Annotated in this window: 15 protein-coding genes and 1 other RNA gene; 8 read left to right on the forward strand and 8 right to left on the reverse strand. The window is 62.6% G+C overall.

What is annotated here, in order from left to right; all coding sequences use genetic code 11:
- Positions 1-1,500 (reverse strand): globin-coupled sensor protein, encoded by a 1,500-nt coding sequence (locus tag ACZ9EJ_RS17615; protein ID WP_046639628.1) that lies wholly within the window; start codon positions 1,498-1,500, stop codon positions 1-3.
- A 361-nt stretch (positions 1,501-1,861) separates the two neighbouring features.
- Between ACZ9EJ_RS17615 and recF the strand changes: the two genes are divergently transcribed.
- Genes recF through ACZ9EJ_RS17630 form a run of 3 tightly spaced genes read left to right on the forward strand, consistent with a single transcriptional unit; the run spans position 1,862 to position 4,300 of the window.
- Positions 1,862-2,986 (forward strand): DNA replication/repair protein RecF, encoded by a 1,125-nt coding sequence (recF, locus tag ACZ9EJ_RS17620; protein WP_046639627.1) that lies wholly within the window; start codon positions 1,862-1,864, stop codon positions 2,984-2,986.
- 43 nt (positions 2,987-3,029) lie between these two features.
- Entirely contained in the window at positions 3,030-3,815 is a 786-nt protein-coding gene (locus tag ACZ9EJ_RS17625) for a molybdopterin-synthase adenylyltransferase MoeB (protein ID WP_046639626.1), read from the forward strand.
- A 14-nt stretch (positions 3,816-3,829) separates the two neighbouring features.
- Positions 3,830-4,300: a GNAT family N-acetyltransferase gene (locus ACZ9EJ_RS17630; RefSeq protein ID WP_046634189.1), complete on the forward strand. Its 471-nt coding sequence runs from the start codon at positions 3,830-3,832 to the stop codon at positions 4,298-4,300.
- 2 nt (positions 4,301-4,302) lie between these two features.
- Here ACZ9EJ_RS17630 and ACZ9EJ_RS17635 read toward each other — a convergent pair whose 3' ends face one another.
- Positions 4,303-5,307 (reverse strand): 2-hydroxyacid dehydrogenase, encoded by a 1,005-nt coding sequence (locus ACZ9EJ_RS17635; RefSeq protein ID WP_046639625.1) that lies wholly within the window; start codon positions 5,305-5,307, stop codon positions 4,303-4,305.
- A gap of 252 nt (positions 5,308-5,559) precedes the next feature.
- Between ACZ9EJ_RS17635 and ACZ9EJ_RS17640 the strand changes: the two genes are divergently transcribed.
- On the forward strand, positions 5,560-6,102 hold the full coding sequence (locus ACZ9EJ_RS17640; RefSeq protein ID WP_046639624.1) for an SH3 domain-containing protein: 543 nt from the start codon (positions 5,560-5,562) through the stop codon (positions 6,100-6,102).
- An 18-nt stretch (positions 6,103-6,120) separates the two neighbouring features.
- Here ACZ9EJ_RS17640 and ACZ9EJ_RS17645 read toward each other — a convergent pair whose 3' ends face one another.
- The gene (locus ACZ9EJ_RS17645) at positions 6,121-7,113 is read right to left on the reverse strand and encodes an adenosine kinase (RefSeq protein ID WP_046639623.1); all 993 of its coding nucleotides are present in this window, start codon (positions 7,111-7,113) and stop codon (positions 6,121-6,123) included.
- A 388-nt stretch (positions 7,114-7,501) separates the two neighbouring features.
- On the opposite strand from ACZ9EJ_RS17645, the gene ACZ9EJ_RS17650 reads away from it, so the two are divergent.
- Complete coding sequence (locus ACZ9EJ_RS17650; protein ID WP_046639622.1) at positions 7,502-8,446, forward strand: AEC family transporter; 945 nt, start codon at positions 7,502-7,504, stop codon at positions 8,444-8,446.
- A gap of 85 nt (positions 8,447-8,531) precedes the next feature.
- Here the strand turns inward: ACZ9EJ_RS17650 and ACZ9EJ_RS17655 are convergent, their stop codons facing one another.
- Entirely contained in the window at positions 8,532-9,113 is a 582-nt protein-coding gene (locus ACZ9EJ_RS17655) for a c-type cytochrome (RefSeq protein ID WP_046634131.1), read from the reverse strand.
- 152 nt (positions 9,114-9,265) lie between these two features.
- Between ACZ9EJ_RS17655 and ACZ9EJ_RS17660 the strand changes: the two genes are divergently transcribed.
- Together ACZ9EJ_RS17660 and ACZ9EJ_RS17665 are read left to right on the forward strand one after the other, a co-directional pair.
- Positions 9,266-10,024 carry a 3-deoxy-manno-octulosonate cytidylyltransferase gene (locus ACZ9EJ_RS17660; RefSeq protein ID WP_046639621.1) on the forward strand — a complete coding sequence of 253 codons (759 nt, stop codon included), beginning with the start codon at positions 9,266-9,268 and terminating at the stop codon, positions 10,022-10,024.
- 11 nt (positions 10,025-10,035) lie between these two features.
- Complete coding sequence (locus ACZ9EJ_RS17665) at positions 10,036-10,899, forward strand: prephenate dehydratase (RefSeq protein WP_046639620.1); 864 nt, start codon at positions 10,036-10,038, stop codon at positions 10,897-10,899.
- Between the two features lie 268 nt (positions 10,900-11,167).
- On the opposite strand, the gene ACZ9EJ_RS17670 is transcribed toward ACZ9EJ_RS17665, so the two are convergent.
- The 4 genes from ACZ9EJ_RS17670 to ACZ9EJ_RS17685 all read right to left on the reverse strand — a co-directional run bounded on the left by ACZ9EJ_RS17670 (position 11,168) and on the right by ACZ9EJ_RS17685 (position 13,796).
- Positions 11,168-11,536 (reverse strand): VOC family protein, encoded by a 369-nt coding sequence (locus tag ACZ9EJ_RS17670; protein ID WP_046639619.1) that lies wholly within the window; start codon positions 11,534-11,536, stop codon positions 11,168-11,170.
- A gap of 69 nt (positions 11,537-11,605) precedes the next feature.
- A complete protein-coding gene (locus tag ACZ9EJ_RS17675) occupies positions 11,606-12,301 on the reverse strand; it encodes a helix-turn-helix transcriptional regulator (RefSeq protein ID WP_046639826.1) in 696 nt (231 codons plus the stop codon).
- Between the two features lie 119 nt (positions 12,302-12,420).
- Complete coding sequence (nudC, locus tag ACZ9EJ_RS17680; RefSeq protein WP_046634139.1) at positions 12,421-13,392, reverse strand: NAD(+) diphosphatase; 972 nt, start codon at positions 13,390-13,392, stop codon at positions 12,421-12,423.
- Entirely contained in the window at positions 13,389-13,796 is a 408-nt protein-coding gene (locus tag ACZ9EJ_RS17685) for an HIT family protein (protein ID WP_046639618.1), read from the reverse strand. The genes nudC and ACZ9EJ_RS17685 overlap by 4 nt, the downstream gene beginning before the upstream one ends.
- A gap of 86 nt (positions 13,797-13,882) precedes the next feature.
- On the opposite strand from ACZ9EJ_RS17685, the gene ffs reads away from it, so the two are divergent.
- Positions 13,883-13,979, forward strand: an RNA gene (gene ffs / locus ACZ9EJ_RS17690) — signal recognition particle sRNA small type.
- The last annotated feature ends 28 nt before the right edge of the window (positions 13,980-14,007 follow it).

Consider the following 14,007-nt stretch of genomic DNA (forward strand, 5'->3'; position numbering starts at 1 on the left):
TCAGGCGCGCAGGCGCGGACGCTCGACGCGGGTCTCGCGCACGGCCCTTGTCTTGAAGTGGCCGAGCAGCGCCGCCAGCCGGCCGCTGATGCCAACGAGGCTCCGGGTCGAGGCATTGGTCTCTTCCATCAGCGCCGCGTTCTGCTGGGTAATCTGGTCCATGCTGCGGATCGCGGAATTGATCTCCTCGATGCCCGAAGCCTGTTCCTGGGCCGAACGGGCGATCGACGAGATATGGTCGTCGATCGACTTGACGCGATCGCCGATACCGACCAGCGCCTGCCCCGTCTTGTTGACGAGTTCGACGCCGCGGTGGACGTCGTTCGAAGACTGGTCGATCAGTTCCTTGATTTCCTTGGCGGCCGCGGCGGAGCGCTGCGCCAGTTCGCGAACTTCCTGCGCGACGACCGCAAAACCCTTGCCCTGCTCACCCGCGCGGGCCGCTTCGACACCGGCATTCAGCGCCAGAAGATTGGTCTGGAAGGCGATCTCGTCGATCGCCCCGATGATCTGGGTCATCTTCTGCGAGGACTGCTCGATGTCGCCCATCGCGGCAATCGCTTCCTCGACCACCTTGCCGGAGCGGACCGTCTCCGAGGCGGATTCACGGGCAATCACCTGCACTTCGCGGGTCCGTTGCGCGGCCTGGCCGGAAATGGTGGTAATCTCTTCCAATGCCGCGGCTGTCTGTTCAAGCGCGGAAGCCTGCTGCTCGGTGCGCCTGGCCATGTTTTCGGTAGCCGACGAAATTCCGTCCGATTCTGCGCGCACCTGTTCGACGGAGGTGCTGATCTCGCGCATGGCCGCGTCGAGTTCGGCAACGGAAGAATTGTAGTTCTGCCGCAGCTTGGCGAAATTCGGTGCCAGTTCCTGCCAGAGTTCGAATGTCAGATCGCCATCGGAAAGGCTCTTCAGCGCGCTGTCGAGCGCCGCAAGCGCTGCGTCCTGCTCGAGCTTGGCCTTTTCCTGCGTGGCTTCGACCTGCTTGCGTTCGTCGGCCAGCGCCTCGAGATAGACCGAGATGGCGTAGTCCATGTCCAGAAGGGCGGCCTTGACGACGGAGGAGAGATGTTCGGAAAGCACCTTCGCCTTTTTCTCCTGAAAGAAGCCGCTCATCTCCCGGCTGATCACCGCGCGGATGATGCCATCGAGGAGCAGCGCGTAACCGCCGATATACCAGCGCGGTTCGAGACCGAGACGGGCATGGGTGCGGCCGATCGTCGAAACCGCCTCCACATATTCGGCATCGTATCTGCCGGAAGCGATGCTATCCCAATGGGTGACCTGGCGGCTCTTGGCGTGGGCGATATGGGCATCATTGGAGAAAAACTTGGCGGTCTGCGGATTGCCCTTGATCTTGCGGTAGAAGGCATCCAGCGCGCCACCGATCGTGTCCTTGATGACGGGCCGAATCTCGGCCAGAGACCGGCGCTGCTCTTGGCCAAGGCCGATAAATTCAAGGCGCTCGGCGAGATCGGCTTTGTGGTTCTGGTCTTTCATGGGAGGTCTCCGGAGATTGAAGGGTGTCCACACGGCCATCCGGATATGAGATGCGTATGCGTGTCCCCGCATTTCTAGCACCGAAGCTTTAACGCCCTGTTATCCATGCCTCCCAATTTTTGAATAATTATAAATTAGAGTTATTGAAAATGATGTTTCGGCGAAACGCCCATCGGGTGTTCGCGGATCGGGCCGTCGACGCTCTGTTTCAAATATGGAACTGGCGGGAGGACCAAGGCGACCAGCCGTCGGCCCACGACCTCACCAGGGGCCAGGTTGGAGGAAATCGATCCCCAAGCAAAAGCTTGCCATCCCCGCTTCGAGCCCTTAGCTCCTGTTTCACGAAACTTTAAGATTCCCGATGGCGCAGAAGACCTCCCTCTCCCGGCTGAAGCTCACCGATTTCCGCAACTATGCGGAAGCGGCACTGCTGCTCGACGGGCGCCATGTGGTGCTGACCGGCGAGAATGGTGCAGGCAAGACCAATCTGCTCGAAGCCGTCTCCTTCCTGTCGCCCGGCCGCGGGCTGCGCCGGGCCGTGCTGTCCGACGTGACGCGCGTCGGTGCTGCCGGCGGTTTCACCATCTTCGCGGATATCGACGGCATGGACGGCGAGGTTTCGATCGGCACCGGCATCGAACCCGGCGAAGGCGAGAGCGTCGCCCGCAAACTCAGGATCAACGGCACGCCGGCCAAATCGACCGAGGAGCTTTCCGATCACTTGAGCGTCCTGTGGCTAACGCCGGCGATGGACGGGCTGTTCACCGGTGCCTCATCGGACCGCCGCCGCTTCCTCGATCGACTCGTCCTTTCGCTCGATCCCGCCCATGGCCGGCGGGCGAGCGATTTCGAGCGCGCCATGCGCAGCCGCAATCGGCTGTTGTCGGAAGGCCGCTTCGATCCATCCTGGCTGTCCGCGATCGAAGCGCAGATGGCAGGCCTCGGCATTGCCATGGCCGCGGCCCGGCAGGAGATGCTCGGGCTTCTCCGCACGCTTTCGGCCAATTCCGGCGAGACACCGTTCCCAACGCCGGTCCTGGCGCTCGAGGGCTTCATGGACGGTGCGATGGATCGCCCGGCAGCCGACCTCGAGGAAGACTATCTCGCGATGTTGCGCAACAGCCGCGGCCGCGATGCCGCCGCCGGTCGCACTCTCGACGGCCCGCACCGTTCCGACCTGCTGGTGCGCCATCGCGAGAAGGACATGGATGCTGCACGCTGTTCGACCGGGGAGCAGAAAGCGCTGCTGATCGGCCTCATCCTCGCCCATGCGCGGCTCACCGCCGACATGACGGGTTATGCGCCGATCCTGCTGCTCGACGAGATCGCCGCCCATCTCGACGAAGGCCGGCGGGCTGCCCTCTTCGACCTCGTCCACGGTCTCGGCGGCCAGTCCTTCATGACCGGCACGGATCGCTCGATGTTTTCGGCGCTGGCCGACCGGGCACAGTTCTTTACCGTCGCGCATGGCGGCATCGGCGCTTGAAATCCACCTTACGCGACCTGGCAGCCGGTGATATGATTTCACCATGGAAAGCCTGACCCCGGAAAAATTGAGCCAAGACGAGATCGAGCGTTACCGCCGCCATATCCTGCTGCCGGAAATCGGCGGTACGGGGCAGCAGAAGATGAAGAATGCCCGTGTGCTGGTGATCGGCGCCGGCGGGCTCGGCGCGCCGATCCTCGAATATCTGGCGGCCGCCGGCATCGGCACGCTCGGGATCATCGACGACGACGTGGTTTCGCTCTCCAACCTGCAGCGGCAGGTCATCCACGATACCGGCACGATCGGCGAGATGAAGACCAGGAGCGCCCGCGAGGCGATCGCCCGGCTCAACCCGCATGTCCGGGTCGTCGATTTCGAGGAGCGTTTTTCCGCCGAATGGGCGGCCCGCAAGCTCGCCCTGTTCGACCTTCTGATCGACGGATCCGACAATTTCGACACCCGTTACGCGGCGGCCGATGCCGCGGAACTCACCCGGATCCCACTGGTGACAGGCGCGGTCGGCCGGTTCGACGGTTCTGTGACGGTGATGAAACCCTATGAGGCGGGGCCGGATGGCATCCTCAATCCCGGCTATCGCGACCTCTTTCCGGAAAAGCCGCCGGCCGGGCTGATCCCCTCCTGCGCCGAGACCGGCGTCGTCGGGGCTTTGACCGGTGTCATCGGCACGCTGATGGCGATGGAGGCGATCAAGCTCGTGACCGGCATCGGCGAACCGCTGGTCGGGCGGCTGATGCTCTACGATTCTCTGTCAGCCCGTTTCGACATGATCAAATACAAGCGCCGCACGGCCAAGGCTGCCGCGGAGTGATCGAGGTGCCGGCGATCGAGATTGCCCGCATCGACGAAGCTTTCGGGCGCTGGGACGAACTTCTGGCGCTCATCCTCGCCTCCTTCGCCTATATGGACGGCGTCATCGATCCGCCTTCCTCCGCCCATCGCCTGACGCTCGCCTCGCTCGCCCGGAAGGCCGGCGACGAGATCGCGTTTGCGGCGATCGAAAACGGCACGCTCGCCGGCTGCGTCTTCTGCAAACCGGAACCCGGCTTCCTCTATATCGGCAAGCTCGCCATTGCGCCGGCAAGCCAGGGCAAGGGTATCGGCCGTCGGCTGCTGGCGGTCGCGGAAGGCGTCGCCCGGGAAAACGGGCTGCCTGTGCTGCGGCTCGAAACCCGCATCGAACTCACCGCCAATCACGCGACGTTCGCCAGATGGGGTTTCGCGAAGACCGCGGAAAATTCCCATCCGGGCTTTACCCGCATCACCTCGATCGAGATGCAAAAGCGGCTGACCTGAGATCAGTTGCGGCCGGGCAAAACCCGATTCGGCGGGCGGTGGCCATCGAAGAAGGTGCGGATGTTGATGATCACCTTGTCGCCCATGTCGATCCGGCCCTCGATCGTTGCCGAGCCCATATGGGGCAGCAGCACGACCCGGCCCTGATGGGCGAGCTTGACGAGTTTCGGGTTCACCGCCGGCTCGTTCTGGTAGACGTCGAGACCGGCACCGGCGATCTTGTTGTCCCGCAAAAGCTGGATCATCGCCGCCTCGTCGATGATGTCGCCGCGGGCGGTGTTGACGATGATCGAACCCGGCTGCATCAGCGCCAGGCGCCGCGCCGACAGCAGATGGAACGTGGCCGGTGTCGATGGACAATTGATCGAGACGATATCGACGCGGGCGAGCATCTGGTCGAGGCTGTCCCAATAGGTCGCCTCCAGCTCTTCTTCCGTCGCAGGGTTGACGGGCTTGCGGTTGTGGTAGTGGATCGACAGGCCGAAAGCCTTGGCACGGCGGGCGACGGCAGTGCCGATGCGGCCCATGCCGACGATGCCGATACGTTTGCCCCAGATCCGCCGGCCGAGCATCCAGGTCGGGCTCCAGCCGGTCCACTCGCCGGGCTTTTCCGTCAGGATGCGTGCCCCCTCCGCAAGCCGGCGGTTGACGGCGAGGATCAGCGCCATGGTCATGTCGGCCGTGTCCTCGGTCAGCACGTTCGGCGTGTTGGTGACGGTGATGCCCTTCCTGGCGGCGGCATCGACATCGATATGATCGAAGCCGTTGGAGAAGCTGGCGATCAGCTTCAGCTGGGGACCTGCCTCCTCGATCAGCGCCTCGTCGATACGATCCGTCACCGTCGGCACCAGCACGTCGGCCGACTTCATGGCGGCCGCCAGTTCGTCGCGCGAACGGGGCGTGTCGTCGATATTGAGTTCGGCTTCGAACAGCTCGCGCATGCGGGTTTCCACCGCATCAGGCAGCTTACGGGTAATGTAGACCTTGGGTTTCTTCTTCGCCGTCATGAAACTCTCTGCCTGACGCCTTGAAGCACGAAACCTGAACGTATTCGGGGTTCGTGCTTCAAGCTCTGTTCGACATATGTCGTTATCCCGAAACCGGTACCCGCTTTCGGGCGACCTGCTTTAGGAGGTCCTTAACCAAGTCGCGCGATATTCGGTTTATCCAGGGCGTTTTCTACCAGACCCGTCAGCGAAGACAAACAAAACCTCGCGAGGTTCCCGAAAGCCCGAGATCGCTCAGCCGGAACCAAACATATGCGTCGCGCCATTCTCAGCTCCTTCATCGCTCTTTCCTTCGGGCTTGTCGCCTCCCTTTCCGCATCCGCCCCGAGTTACGCTCAGGGCGCCGCCAAGGGTCCGAGCGGCCTGCCGCTGCCGCGTTTCGTCAGCCTCAAGTCGAGGAAGGTCAACATCCGCATCGGCCCGAGCACGGACTACGCGGTTTCCTGGATGTATATGAAGTCCGGCACGCCGATGGAAATCATCCAGGAGTACGAAAACTGGCGGCGGGTTCGCGATGCCGAGGGTACCGAGGGCTGGGTGAACCAGGCCCTGCTCTCCGGCGACCGGACAGCAGTGGCCGCCCCGTGGATGCGCGGCAAGGGCAAGGATATCTACGTCAACATGCGCCGCGACCCGCAGGCGACGGCCGCCATCCTCGCCAAGCTGGAGCCGGGCGTCGTGCTGCAGATCAAGGAGTGCAACGGCAACTGGTGCCGCGCCGAAACCAACGGCGCAGAGGGTTGGATCGCCCAGGCCGAAATCTGGGGCGCCTATCCCGGCGAGGCCTTTAAGTAAGTTTTTCCCTGCGGGGCCTCAGAGGAGGCCCTGCTTCTTGGCAGCTTCAGTGAGCGACGCCATCGGACGCGGGCCGATCTGCTGGATGCAGATGGCGGCCGCAAGGCAGCCGAGCTTGCCGCAATCCTTGAGCGAACGGTCCTGGGTATAGCCGAACAGGAAACCGGCCGCGAAGAGGTCGCCTGCCCCGGTCGTATCGACGAGTTCCCTGATCGGATAGGCGTCGATCTTCACGCGTTCTTCGCCGCGAACGATGATCGCGCCTTCTTCGCTGAGCGTCACCGCCGCCAGCTTGCAATCTTGCGAAATCTTCTTCAGCGCCAGTTCGAAATCCTCTGTCTCATAGAGCGACAGCGCTTCCTGCTTGTTGGCGAACACGATGTCGACCGTGCCGGAACGCATCAGGTCGAGGAATTCCGCACGGTAGCGGCCGACGCAGAAGGGATCGGACAGCGTCATCGACACTTCGCGACCATGCTCATGGGCAATGCGGGCCGATTCGCGGATCGCTTCCTTGGCGCGCGGCGGATCCCAGAGGTAACCTTCGAAATAGGTTACCTTGGCCTCGGCAACGACGTCCTCTTCGACATGTTCCGGGCCGAGATCGACGCAGGCGCCAAGATAGGTGTTCATCGAACGCTCGCCATCCGGCGTCACGAAGATCATCGAGCGGGCGGTCGGCGGGTGGGTGCCTTCCGGCTTGGTCTGGTAGTGCACGCCCTGGGCGCGGATGTCGTGCTGGAAGATTTGGCCGAGCTGGTCTTCCGCAACCTTGCCGAAATAGGCGGCCTTGCCGCCGAAACCGGCAATGCCGGCTGCCGTGTTGCCGGCCGAACCGCCGGACGCTTCCACCGCGGGGCCCATCTTGGAATAGAGAAGTTCGGCGCGTTCGGCATCGATCAGGTTCATCGCGCCCTTGGTGATCGCATTGTCGCTCAGGAAATCGTCGTCGCAGCGGGCGAGAATATCCACGATGGCATTGCCGATGGTGAGCACGTCGAACTTGGGCATCCGGTCTTTATCCTCTTTGGGAAGCAGTTTGTCGCGAAAACCGGTATTCGGGTTTTGAACCGATTGGAAGGGAAAATAACCGCGCCGCCCGTAATCCGGGCGTTTTGCCCCTACTCTCAATAAGCCGACACCAGGCCGTCACTTCGCTGTCACGATCACAGGTTATACGTTCGGTGATCCGGTTGTGTTGCCGACCACGGATGAACTGGCGGCCGACCACCGGATGTCCTGGACGAGACCAGGAGGGAAAGCGGGGATTGCCCCGCTTTTTTGTTGGACGCCTGTCGCCGCGCGTTCCTGCCAAATAGGTTCTCTGCACCAAACGCATTTGTCGCAAGCCGCGACATGCGTTAGACGCATAAAAACGTCTCCACAGAAAGCCTGTCCCTTGTCCTCCGTCTTCCTGAACGTCGTGCCCCTCTTCATCCTGATCCTGATCGGCTGGATGACAGCGAAAACCGGGATATTGAAGGAGGAGACCGGCGACGCGCTCGGCGAATTCGTGTTCAAGATCGCCGTGCCGATGCTGATCTTCCGGACGCTGGCGGATGCGCATTTCGAAGGCGCCTCACCGTTCCGGCTGTGGACCGTATATTTCCTCGGGGTCGCCATGACCTGGACGATCGGCCATATCCTCACCACCCGCGTTTTCGGCAGGGATGCGAAGATCGGCGTGATCGCCGGCATGTCCGGCTCCTTCGCCAACAACGTCTTCATCGGACTGCCGCTGGTCGCCCAAGTCGTCGGCAAGGATGGGCTGGTGGCGATCTCCATCCTGCTTGCGATCCACCTGCCGCTGATGATGGTGGCCGGCACTATCCTGATGGAGGGCGCGGCCGCCAAGGTCGACGGCGGCGAAAAACGCGGCATCGTCGCGGTCCTCAGGCAGGTGGGCTCCAACCTTGCCCGCAACCCGCTGGTGATCGCCCTTATCATCGGCGTCGCCTTCAATTTCCTCGGCCTGCATCTCCCGTCGGCGATCGCCATCGTCGTCGATCAGATTTCCGCCGCGGCGAGCCCGGTCGCCCTGATATCGATCGGCATGGCGCTGACGAGATATCCGATCCGCGGCGATATCGGCCTTTCGGGGGCAGCCGCGGTGCTGAAGCTCCTTGTACTGCCGGCGCTCGTCTTCCTGATGAGTTATCTGTTTGCCCTGCCGAAGGACTGGACCGCGGCGCTGGTGCTGACCGCCTCGGTGCCGACCGGCATCAATGCCTGGCTGATCGCCCAACGCTTCCGCTCCGGCCATAGCCTTGCAGCCTCGGTGATCAGCATGACCACCGCATTCGGGGTCTTCACCGTCGGCTTCTGGGCATGGCTGCTCGGCTGAGCCGGCCGCACCTCGATCACGAAGCCCCAAACAAAAATGCCCGACTGACGCCGGGCATTTCAATTGCAATTCCTGGAATTGCCGATCAGTTGGTGGCGGGCGCCGGAGCGGCTGCATTCGGATCCGGAAGCGGAACCGGCGAATCAGCCAGCGTGCGCAGGTAAGCAATCAGGTTGGCGCGCTCGGCATCGTTCTTCAGGCCGGCGAAGCCCATCGCCGTGCCCTTCACGAAAGCCTTCGGGGCGGCGAGGAAATGGTTGAGGTTGTCGAAGGTCCAGTGCTCGGCACCGCCCTTGGAAAACTCCTTCATGCCGGCCGAATAGGAGAAGCCTTCATGTCCGGCGATCGGGCGGTCGACAATGCTCCAGAGATCGGGGCCGACCTTGTTCGGTCCGCCCTTCTCTCCGGAATGACAGCTCTGACACTTCTTGAATGCGGTTTCCCCGGCCTTGGCGTCGGCCTTCGCCAGCAGCTGCGCGATCGGAACGGCGGCGGCAGCGGGTGCTGCGGCTTCACCGGCTGCAGGCTCTTCGGCGGCGACGATGGCAAAACCTGCCTTCTCGGGTACCTCCGAATGGAAAATGCCTTCCGAGGCAATGGACACCGACATCAAGACGAAAACAGTAGCAAGCAGGGCGCCTGCCGCCATATTGACATAGGGGTTCATCCGCAAATGCTCCTTCGCAACCGCCTCATGAGAAAGCGGACCATCTTGAAATCGCGCGGAACCTATGTCTTTTGCATGGTTGTTGCAACACGATTATCGTCCCGCGCGTGAGACTTTTTGACACTGTTTACGCGGGAATAGAAGGGTCTCTCATGAAGAATTCGGCTTTTGACCGGACGCTGGTGTTGATCCCGGCGCGAATGGCATCGACCCGCCTGCCGGGGAAACCTCTGGCTGATATTGCCGGCCTGCCGATGATCGTGCAGGTAGCAAAACGGGCCGAGGAAGCGCAAGCCGGGCGAATCATCGTCGCCGTCGACCACCAGGACGTCTACGACGCCGTGGCCGCCGCGGGCTTCGACGTGGTGATGACCCGGCAGGACCATCAGAGCGGTTCGGACCGGATTTTCGAGGCCGTCCAGAAGGCCGATCCGGACGCGCAGATGGACTTCGTGATCAACGTCCAGGGCGACCTGCCGACGATCGAGCCGGAAGCGGTGCGCGCCTCGTTGCGCCCGCTCGACAATCCCTCGACCGATATCGCCACCCTCACCGTCGAGATCACCGACGAACACGAAAAGACCAATCCGAACGTGGTGAAAATCGTCGGCTCGCCGATTTCGGCCACCCGGCTGAAGGCCCTCTATTTTACCCGCGCCACAGCCCCCTATGGCAACGGGCCGCTCTACCACCATATCGGGCTCTACGCCTATCGCCGCGCCGCGCTCGAAAAGTTCGTGTCGCTCGGGCCGTCCGTGCTCGAAAAGCGCGAATCGCTGGAACAGCTCCGAGCGCTCGAAGCCGGCATGCGCATCGACGCCGAGATCGTTGACTCGGTTCCATTAGGCGTCGATACTCCCGCCGACCTTGAAAAGGCCCGCGCGATCCTCTTTGCCCGTGCCTCCTCGTAACGGATAACCCCATGAACGCACTCACCAATCGCATCGCCTTCCAGGGCGATTTCGGCGCCAATTCCGACATGGCCTGCCGCGACATGTTCCCCACCATGGAACCGCTTCCCTGCCCGACTTTCGAGGACGCCTTCCAGGCGCTCGAAAACGGCGATGCGGACCTGGCGATGATCCCGATCGAGAACACGATCGCCGGACGCGTCGCAGATATCCATCACCTGCTGCCAGAATCGCGGCTGCATATCATCGGCGAATATTTCATGCCGATCCGCTTCCAGCTGATGGTGCTGCCCGGCGTGACACACGAGGAAATCCGTACCGTACACAGCCATATCCATGCGCTCGGCCAGTGCCGCAAGATCATCCGCTCGAACGGCTGGAAGGCCGTCGTCGCGGGCGACACGGCCGGCTCCGCCAAGATGGTGGCCGAAAAGGGCGACCGCACCATGGCCGCTCTCGCGCCGCGGCTTGCGGCTGACCTCTATGGTCTCGAAATACTGGCGGAAAATGTCGAAGATCGGGACGACAACGTCACCCGCTTCGTCGTGCTCTCCCGCGACGAAAAATGGGTGCAGCGGAACAATCCCGACGAGGTGCTGGTCACCACCTTCGTGTTCAACGTCCGCAACATTCCGGCCGCGCTCTACAAGGCGATGGGCGGCTTTGCGACCAACGGCATCAACATGACGAAACTCGAAAGCTACCAGCTCGGTGGCAAGTTCGTGGCGACCCAGTTCTATGCGGACATCGAAGGCCACCCGGACGACGCGCCGGTGCGCCGGGCGCTGGAAGAACTGCGGTTCTTTTCGGAGAAGGTCAGGGTTCTCGGAACGTACAAGGGCCACCCGATGCGCGGGGCGCTGCAGAAGAACTGACAGGCGAGCCTGGGAACGGTTGCCCAAGCTGGACACACTAGCACCTTGGTGCTGTTGGCGTTTTTATCCTCGGATAAAACCCGAGGATCGACCGGGACACTTGGTGTGCCTCGTATGAAAGTAGCTGGGTGACACGCGACTTCGCGTGGAGCCCCTCCCCCTTGTGGGGAGGGGTTGGGGAGGGGACTTCGCTCCATATCGAAACCCCTCCAGCCTGCCGGCTACCCCCCACAAGGGGAGGGTTTGGGATGCCGCACCATCAGGCGGTTCACTCTCCCATCGCATAGACCCGCAGCCTATGCCCGTCCGGATCGGTCACAACGAACGTATAGCCGAAGTCCAGCTCTACCGGCGTCTGCAGCACGCGCAGGCCGCGGCTTGTCCAGTCGGCATAGGCCTTGTCGACGCCGGCAGCGTTATCAAGCTTGAAGCAGATCTCCGATGCGCCCGTGCCGGCCGTTACCGAGGGCTCGGCGGTGTGGCGCGACCAGAGACCGAACTTCATACCGGTGTTCAGCACGAAGAGAGCAAAGGTCGGGGATCTTTCCACGGGATCGGTACCGAACAGGGACTGGTAGAAATCGGCGCTGGCGAGCGGATTGTCGACGAAGAGGATGGTGAAATCGGGGTGGACCATGTCAGTTCTCCTTTGGTTGGGACTGACCGGAGATTATCGCAGCCTACTGTCAGATAATGGCAGCAGCCTTCACGGCTGAGGCGGAATTCCCTCCTTCTCCCGCCACTCCTTGAGAAGCACCTGCCTGCGGCGCGGATAACGCTTTTCCGTCGAGACTGCGGATGCAATACGGTCCGTGCGGAAATGCCGGAAATCCTGCCGGAGCTCGCACCAGGCGATCATGACCCTGACGCTGTCGAAGAAGCCGAGGGCGAACGGCCAGACTTTCCGATGGGTCAAAGCCCCCTTTTCGTCCTCATAGGTGAGGTCGAGGATACGCTCGGCGCGGATCGCCCTTCGGATCATGCCGAGATCGGCCCTGTCCTCACCTCGCCGCGGCGAGGCGACAAGTAGCGTCGAACTGTCGAGTTCCTGCCTGAGATCTGCCGGCAGGACGGCGGCAATTTTTGCCAGCGCATCGACGGCGCCCGCGGCCAACCGCGGATCGGCAGTCTTCGCCACCCAGCGGGAGCCAAGCACCAAAGCCTCGATCTCCTCCTGCGAGAACATCATTGGCGGCAGCATGAAACCGGGCCGCAATACGTAGCCGAGACCCGCCTCGCCTTCGATGAAGGCGCCTTGAGCCTGTAGGCTCGCGATATCGCGGTAAAGCGTGCGCAGGCTGACGCCGGTCTCCGCGGCGAGCTTGGCGCCGCTGACAGGCTGGCGGTAGCGCCGGAGCGTCTGGAGAAGGGCCAGCAGGCGCTCGGAGCGGGCAACGGTCATTTTGCTGAAACCCTCCGGCCCCATGATGAAGTCGAGCTCGATTCGGCCGGACCGCCGGCCCTTCGCTTGGGCTCAGGGCGTTCGACGCTGCGATCGATTCACTGGATCGATTGCTCAGGCTACGCCTGATCGCTCCTCGCCCACTCGATCCAGTCGCGCAGCAGGCGATGGGCGATCGCCCCCCTGACCGGAGCGAAAACCGGAGCGTCCGGGCCGGCATCGAGCATGGCCTCGGCCTCGGCCCGCTCGAACCAGCGGACATCCGCCATTTCCTGCGGATCGATCTTGATCTCGGTGGATTTCGCCTCGGCGTAACAGCCGATCATCAGCGAATGCGGCATCGGCCAGGGCTGCGAGGCGTGGTAACGCACCCGGCCGGTCTCGATGCCGGATTCCTCGAAGGTCTCGCGGCGAACCGCATCTTCGATCGTTTCGCCCGGCTCCACGAAGCCGGCGAGGCAGGAATACATGCCCTCCTGGAAATGGTGGCTGCGGCCAAGCAGGCAGCGGTCGCGCTCCATGTCTATGGTGAGCATGATCACCACCGGATCGGTGCGCGGAAAGGTCATGTGCTGGCACTGGGTGCAGACCCGTTTGTAGCCGCCGATCCTGGTTTCGGTCGGCGATCCGCATTTGCCGCAGAACTTGTTGGCGGCGTTCCAGTTGAGCAGCGCGACAGCCTGGGCGACCTCGCCCTGCAGCTCGCCTTCGATCAGCTGGTCGCGGAAAAGCGCGCGGGCCTCGGTCGGCTTGTAGTGGCCTGCCAGCTCTTCTGCGGCGATCAGCACCGGGACGGCGATGCGCGGCTCGCCCGTCTCGTGGTAACCGAGCAGCACGGCATTGTCGAAATCCGGCTTGAGTTCCGCAAGCTCGTAGGGCGAAAACAGCGGGTCGAGGATCTGGCTGTCATGCTTGAGGATCACCCGGCTGCCGGTGAAGGCGAGGATATGGGCGCCCTCGACGGCAAGCGCCTTTTCGACGCAGTCGTCTTCTCGGTACTCGGCCCGGCGATCCAGCTTGTTGCCGGAAAACGCCGTCAGCGTGCTCGGTTCGGGATGGGGTGCGTCGGTCTCGAAAAGGGTCGCGGTCATGAAAGCGCTTCAACCAGTTTGTTGAGGAAATCTTGTTTCTGTGATTCGCCGTAAGGCGCCGCCTGGCCGAAACCCCAGATCGGGCCGGGCCAGTTCGGATCGCCTTCGAACCTTGCAATGACATGGACATGCAGCTGGCGGACGATATTGCCGAGCGCGCCGACATTGATCTTGGTGGCGCCGGTCACCGTCTTCAGGGCCGCTGCCACCTTGTTGACCTCGGCGGAGAGCAGCGCCTGCTCTTCCGGCGAAAGCTCGAAGATCTCGGTCATGCCCGCGCGTTGCGGCACCATGACCAGCCAGGGCCAGCGGCTGTCGTTCTGGATGCGGAGCTGGCAGAGGCCGAGCACCGTCACAAGATCGGAATCGCGGGCAATCCTGCCGTCCAGTTCGAATTCGCTCAAACTTTCCTCGCTTGTTTTTCTGTTCGATAGCAGTTTTTTACAGGGTTGGCTTGCATTTGGAAGCGTTATTGACGATATGGGAAGCGGGAGGTTGGTGGTGGACGAGCCACTCGCCAACCGGGTCAGGTCCGGAAGGAAGCAGCCCTAACGAGCCAGGCACGGGTCGCCGTGCCAGCCTCCCACCCTTTTACTTGTACTACCATCTTGGTCA

Source organism: Neorhizobium sp. USDA 3394 (assembly GCF_056280385.1).